7 protein-coding genes are annotated in these 6,169 nt (G+C 41.0%); 1 reads left to right on the forward strand and 6 read right to left on the reverse strand.

Annotated elements, in window-relative coordinates; translation table 11 throughout:
* Nucleotides 1-53: 53 nt before the first annotated feature.
* A protein-coding gene (locus tag T320_RS14405) for an IS3 family transposase (RefSeq protein WP_156032790.1) occupies nt 54-1,453 on the forward strand; the annotation gives its coding sequence in 2 pieces (ribosomal slippage) (nt 54-522 and nt 522-1,453; 1,401 coding nt in all).
* On the opposite strand, the gene T320_RS09645 is transcribed toward T320_RS14405, so the two are convergent.
* From T320_RS09645 to T320_RS14665, 6 genes are all read right to left on the reverse strand, one after another.
* Nucleotides 1,433-1,639 carry a hypothetical protein gene (locus T320_RS09645; protein ID WP_037355325.1) on the reverse strand — a complete coding sequence of 69 codons (207 nt, stop codon included), beginning with the start codon at nt 1,637-1,639 and terminating at the stop codon, nt 1,433-1,435. The genes T320_RS14405 and T320_RS09645 overlap by 21 nt on opposite strands.
* Before the next feature lie 124 nt (nt 1,640-1,763).
* Nucleotides 1,764-2,588: a viperin family antiviral radical SAM protein gene (locus tag T320_RS09650; RefSeq protein ID WP_037355327.1), complete on the reverse strand. Its 825-nt coding sequence runs from the start codon at nt 2,586-2,588 to the stop codon at nt 1,764-1,766.
* Nucleotides 2,589-2,787: 199 nt separating this feature from the next.
* Nucleotides 2,788-4,209, reverse strand: coding sequence for a ThiF family adenylyltransferase (locus tag T320_RS09655; protein ID WP_037355330.1), 1,422 nt, complete (start codon nt 4,207-4,209; stop codon nt 2,788-2,790).
* Between the two features lie 10 nt (nt 4,210-4,219).
* Nucleotides 4,220-4,942 carry a hypothetical protein gene (locus tag T320_RS09660; RefSeq protein ID WP_037355332.1) on the reverse strand — a complete coding sequence of 241 codons (723 nt, stop codon included), beginning with the start codon at nt 4,940-4,942 and terminating at the stop codon, nt 4,220-4,222.
* Nucleotides 4,943-4,955: 13 nt separating this feature from the next.
* Nucleotides 4,956-5,549, reverse strand: coding sequence for a LabA-like NYN domain-containing protein (locus tag T320_RS09665; RefSeq protein ID WP_037355335.1), 594 nt, complete (start codon nt 5,547-5,549; stop codon nt 4,956-4,958).
* Nucleotides 5,550-5,877: 328 nt separating this feature from the next.
* On the reverse strand, nt 5,878-6,039 hold the full coding sequence (locus tag T320_RS14665; protein WP_156032694.1) for a hypothetical protein: 162 nt from the start codon (nt 6,037-6,039) through the stop codon (nt 5,878-5,880).
* Nucleotides 6,040-6,169 lie beyond the last annotated feature (130 nt).

Below are 6,169 nucleotides of genomic sequence, written 5' to 3' on the forward strand. Positions count from 1 at the left end.
TGTAGAGACCCCCATAAGTTAGACCAAGAAATCTAACTTATGGGGGTCTTTTTATGGCAAAATATAGTGCAGAATTTAAATGTAAAGTAGTCCAAGAGTATTTGAACGGGGATATAGGTTATACTGCCTTAACAAAAAAATATGAAATCCCTGCCAAAAGACTCATTCAAGAGTGGGTAGGGAAATATCGAGCAATGGGGAAAGATGGCCTTCAACGGTCAAGGAAAAAAGAAATCTATTCTTTCCAATTCAAGGTAAATGCTGTAGAGTTATATTTAAGTACAGAGATTTCTTACCAAGGATTGGCACTTCGACTTAATTTGAAATCTGCGGGCCTTTTAGCTAACTGGGTTCGACGCTATCGTGCTGTTGGTATAGAAGGTCTCAAACCGCAACGGAAAGGCAGGCGGCCAAAGATGCCAGATAAAGCCAGTATTACACCAGAATGCAATATGAATCAAGATGAGAAACTTAAGCAGTTAGAAGAAGAGAATCTCAAGCTACGTATTGAGGTGGCTTATTTAAAAGGACTGAGGAGATTGCGCCTGGAGCAAGAGGCGCAGAAGCGAAAGCAAGGATCGCCCACAGTCTCCGAGGATCATTCAAATTAAAAGACATCCTTGCAGTTATAAAACTCCCTAAAGCTACTTACATGTATTGGCAACAGCGATTCGACCGCCAAAATCCGGATGCTGAGTTAGAAGCAAAAATCAAAGCTATTCGGCAGAACAACAAGGACTTTGGTTATCGTCGAATCTGGGGTAAGCTCCGCAAAGAGGGCCTTTTAGTCAATCGCAAGAAGGTTCAGCGCCTTGTCCAGAAATTAGGGCTACAGGTAAAAGCTTTCTCCCACAAGAGCCGCAAGTACAGTTCCTACAAAGGTACTATTGGGCGTATTGCTCCCAATCGGCTGCGTCGCCGCTTCGATACATGTATTCCACATCAAAAAATCACAACAGATACCACTGAATTTAAGTATTATGAAATGGACACCAACGGGAATATTCTTACACGCAAGGCATATCTAGACCCGTTCCTTGACCTTTATAATCGTGAAATCATTAGCTTTAGTATCACCAAACGGCCATCGTCACAAGGCATTATGTCTGCTTTGGATAAGGCAATTTCCATTACCAGCGACTGCCCTTATCGTCGAACGTTCCATTCCGACCAGGGATGGGCTTACCAAATGGGCAGCTATGTAGGCCGATTAAAGGAAGAACGAATTTTTCAAAGTATGTCTCGCAAAGGCACCTGCCTGGATAATAGCGTGATGGAAAATTTCTTTGGCCTGCTAAAACAGGAAATCTATTATGGGCATACCTATCACAGCTTCGAAGAACTTGAACGAGCTATACGGCATTACATCACATATTACAATAAGCACAGAATCAAAGCTAAGCTGGGGTGGCTCAGCCCAGTAGATTACCGATTACATCATGCCGCAGCGTAAAAAAACCGGTAGCAGCAAATAATTGCTACTACCGGTAAAGTCTAACTTTATGGGGTCACTACAATATCCGGCTTTTTTAGCTGCGAAAGCAGTAATGACTGTAGCGATTACTCCAAGAGTAATAAAGCCAAATTTTTTAGCGGCTTCCTGCTTGGTTGTCTTTGAGGTTATATTATTTTCATTCATGATATTTCCTCCTTAATATTTTTGAATTTATATCTATTGATTTATTTAATTGCAAAGTGTTGTTGTAGTGTTGTGAGATTTTATGGTTAAAATGTAAATAGTTGTGTCTCCTTTATTGAGATATTTAGCTTGCATATCGGCTGGCGTAAGTAGATTCATCAAATGAGTAGCGAGCAAAGACTTTGGTGAAGTCTTCCGTAAGCAGACTGCCTACGACATTATAGTTTTCGGTTTCATCATCGAGCAGTTGTCCCTGATTGTCGATCATAATGTAGGACCGTGTTAAATCATTTTCGGGAACGACATCGCGTGAAACTTTAGTATGGCGGGCCACAAAATTGTCGAATTCACCTTGATTGCTTAAGAGGGGAGAATTGTTAAAGTTATTATGGATAAAAAGCTTCATCCGGAGAAATTTCCATCGTGCAATGTTCAGTTGCTTACCGATGATAGTGAGATCTTCTTTTTCGTTGAGTTTTGTAATAACTGTGTTCAGTTTGATACGAATGTTAGGATTTACGGAAAGAGCGAGAGCGATAAGCTGGGTCAGTTTGTCAAAGGTCAATACTTCTTGAGATTTGTTACAAGCACCAAGAGCTATGAGGGTTTGTGGATTTATGCTGTCAACAGAAATGCCTAGTGTGTCTACCCTTTTAAAGAGTTCAGGTGGCATAAGATTTGGATTTAGCATTAGTGAACCATTGGTAATTAGGGAAAGTCTAAACCCTTGGTTGTAAGCGTAGGAAACGATGGCGGGGAAGTCTTTGTGAAGAACCGGTTCTCCGCCAGCAAAGTTAATAGCATCGACAATGCCGCTGTTTTTGAGGTTATCGATAATATGTTTCCATTGGTCTAATGACAAGTCATTGTTATTGTCGAAATGGGCGAAACAGTATTTACAAGCGTAGTTGCATTTTTGCGTGATGTGTAAGTTAACTTTGTATGCCATGATAGTTATACTCCTTTCTGATTTTGGGTTAGTAATATATTCATTATTTCTTTTTTAAAAAGAGAAAAAGGCGGCCCTTATGTAAAATCCCCCTTAAGTTAGACCCAAAATATAACTTATGGGGCCACTACGTCATGGACCGCCATAGAGAAAGCATATACGCTTGTCTTGACAAACTATCGCACAAGGATTGAAATAATTATCCACTACAAACGTGGCATTTCAAATTCCTGCACGCTACGCTTTCTTTGTCCTCATAAATCAAGGGGGCCACGTTGTCCTCATAAACCCGAATCACCGCATCCTGTTGACGTTCTGTATATTGATTCACCAACACATCCACTGCCATTGTAGCGATATGCGTATTCAATGTCTTTACGGCTGGCTCCTTGACATCCATTCCTTGTACGTAGCCTTTTCGAACCAGTCCTTCCCTGACGTTGAGATCCGGGTGAATCTCTGCAGCGATATCATTATAACGTAGGCGTTTCAAACAGGTGAGGCACACCCTATCTCCTATGCGAATTAGGATGACTTCGCCACTCATATCTTGTATTTGTCCATTTTCAACCGTAATATTTACACCAGCAGTAATAAATGGAACATAATAGCGGAACGCAATCTCCTGGATGTGATGCCTGCTAGCATGGTTATCTGTTGCTACTAGAATCCAGTCTGAATTCGCCATGATTTTTTCGGCTTCCTTCGTAAATACATCTGAATTATGTGCGATTATATCAGCATCTGGGTTTATTTTTAGGAGATTTTCTCGAATTGCTTCGACCTTTACCCGTTGGTTTACCGCATCCTCATGTGTGACTGCGACAATACGGTTCATATTGGAGAGTTCAAGCGTATCGAAATCGATTAAATGTATATGACGAAACCCCATGTGAACCAGGTGCTCGGCGATGATAGAGCCAACACCGCCGACACCTGCCACTGTAATAACCTGATTTCCTGTGATAGCCCGCATTGTGTCAAGTCCTAAGGCGAGAACACTTCGATTAAATTGAGCATTAGGTTCGACAGCATGCTGTTCATTAAATTTCGGGTTAGAAGAAGGAATTTGCTCACTCCATTTCTGAGTCTTGATTAGTGCAGGCCGGGAAATTATCTTTCCTTGAGTGTTTGCTTCCCATAAGCGTGCCTGATAATCCGTCTGTGAAAGAACAATAGAGGCCAGGCCAATGGCAAGTTTTTCATCACGCATATATTTCAGGAAGTTCTTCTCATCTTCGCTATCAATATGGGAAAACCACACATTCTTATCAGAAAAAGGATGTGTATGAACGTCAATTAGGGTATCTACATCAATTCGCGACTCAATTTCAAGTAGCGTATCTCGTAGAAATTCTCCTGAGACTCGTAAAGCTGCTCCTGCCTGCTGTTTGTAACTTTCTGCTTCTGGAAAGCGGACATCCTTTACAGTGATTACACATAAGTCACCAATATCCCAGCGTTTTCCCAGAAGGCAAGCATAGTACTCTTTACTTTTATCAGCTAGCATTTGTTCACGAAGGTTACGAAGATCCTGATTTTTGAATCGAATTTCTATCCGCTGATTGTCTTTTGATAAAAGTGATTTATCCTGAGGTTTTGTTTTATATTGCTTCTTCATTATAGTCTCCTTAATCTTCAAAAGGATAGGTTAACACATCCGTACATAAGGTCAGAATGTCCCAGAGATTGTCTCCGTACCGCCAGTCTTCAACTTTCCGCAAATATGCTGGCTGCCAGGCACCGGGTTTGATATGGGTACAATACCACTTCCAATTACCCATAGACATGAACATTATTTCTTCTGGCTGTTCACCAAAAGCGCCACCATAGCCCCGATTGTAAAAATGGGTGGCATTATGCGGCACTTGTAAGGTGGCCGGCAGGTAAAAACCGTTAGTAGGTAGGTCAGGATACTGATCCGGGAATATAAGCATCAACCTTACAAAGGTCTGGCCTGGGTTGGCCTGTCGCCAGGCTTCTGGTAGCAGAAAGCCATCAAACACCACCCAGTTGCAGTTTTCATCCAGTTCAGCACAATTCTTTTTGAAAAATTTTTGACAGACGTCTTGAACCTGACTCCTGATAACTGCTTTCTGCCATTCCTCCTTTTCCCCAAAATAAGAAAACTCAGAGGCTTTCACTCGATCTGGTACAATCTGGATTTTTGCACCATCATTAACATGATACAGATGACCCGGCTTTAATTTAGTATTTTGCCCCGTTTTCATATGGATGGCAGTACGCGTTTTCGGATTAGTTCCAGGTCTAGAGCCAGCTTGAATAATATCCTCTGTAGTAACTTCAGATTTGGGAATATAAACCTGTTTGCCATTAATAATCATTGTTGCCATGATATAATCCTCCTTACATCTGTTCAAAATTACGCTGTTCTTCATTATCAGCGCGAATAACCGTGTCATTTGAAGCCATAGACATATCAGATTCACTTGCAAGTTCTACAGATGGTTCATCGGTAGTTAGCAGTTCATCTAACAGTATGCAACCAGAACTGTGACTGGCCAGTTGAGTAGATAATGCTGTATTGAATGATGCTACTTCAACACGGATTCCTTTTTCCCGAAGTTCTAGTACTATAGGGAGAAAATCACTATCTCCGCTTACTAATACGACAATATCTGGTTTGATTTCGTAGGCCACTCTAGCAATATCCATTGCCATTTCAACATCGAGATTACATTTGTAACTCTCTCCAGCAATGGTTCCTACCTTTGATTTGACAATATAACCCGTCTGCCAGAGTTCATCAATAATTTCATCCTGAGCATGTTCTCGGCGTGGGTCTATAGGAACATAAGCAAAGGCTGCTTTAAGTGCCCGCCCCTCCTGTTCGTTTGCCAAATAATGAAGCAATTCGCCTGGATCTAGCTGCTGTCCGAGATAGCGTAAAGATGCATCTACATTTGCGAAATCCATAAATACGGCTAGTTTCTTTTCCATGATGTTATCCTCACTTTCATGTTTTATTTAATACATTTAATTCTTTTATTCCTCTTTTTGGGAGAGTAGATTGTTAACATTTTAAATTAATTAGTAGTGACTAATTTCTGAAATTAGTTAGTCATTGTTAGTTATGCTTTATGATTATAAATATGCACAATGGGGGAGAGGAATGAATTTACATCAGAGCAATATTGTTGTTCATTGTATCACCTCCGTTCTTCATTACTTTTGATGGTTTGTTGCGTAAAATATTTTTGTGTGCCCTAATTCATGTTTTTTAATAAGAAAAAGTGGGAGAGGATTAACCCCGCCCACTATTTCTAATTTACTTTTTGATTTTGTTCGCAGCGGCAGCTCCAGCAACTGCCAAGATACCTGCGACTGCTGCTGCAGGGATGCCAACGGCACCGCCAAGAGCTGCAATTCCGATACCGCCGATTTTCAGACCAGCCAAAAGACCAGCGCCACCACCGATTAACTCTTTCATTGTCGTACCTCCTTTCTGATTTTGGGTTAGTACAATATTCATTACTGCTGTGTTACAAAAAAGGAAGAGACAAATGCTGATAATGCAAAGTGTCCTCTTCCTAAAATACCTCCTTTCTGATTTTGGGTTA

The sequence above is a fragment of the Selenomonas sp. FC4001 genome (assembly GCF_000701565.1).
Taxonomy (GTDB): domain Bacteria; phylum Bacillota; class Negativicutes; order Selenomonadales; family Selenomonadaceae; genus Selenomonas_A; species Selenomonas_A ruminantium_B.

Excerpts from the sequence above, each read along its gene's own strand:
- T320_RS09665 (WP_037355335.1), bottom strand. The coding sequence starts at position 5,549 with ATGGAAAAGAAACTAGCCGTATTTATGGATTTCGCAAATGTAGATGCA.
- T320_RS09655 (WP_037355330.1), bottom strand. The coding sequence starts at position 4,209 with ATGAAGAAGCAATATAAAACAAAACCTCAGGATAAATCACTTTTATCA.
- T320_RS09660 (WP_037355332.1), bottom strand. The coding sequence starts at position 4,942 with ATGGCAACAATGATTATTAATGGCAAACAGGTTTATATTCCCAAATCT.
- T320_RS09645 (WP_037355325.1), bottom strand. The coding sequence starts at position 1,639 with ATGAATGAAAATAATATAACCTCAAAGACAACCAAGCAGGAAGCCGCT.
- T320_RS14665 (WP_156032694.1), bottom strand. The coding sequence starts at position 6,039 with ATGAAAGAGTTAATCGGTGGTGGCGCTGGTCTTTTGGCTGGTCTGAAA.
- T320_RS09650 (WP_037355327.1), bottom strand. The coding sequence starts at position 2,588 with ATGGCATACAAAGTTAACTTACACATCACGCAAAAATGCAACTACGCT.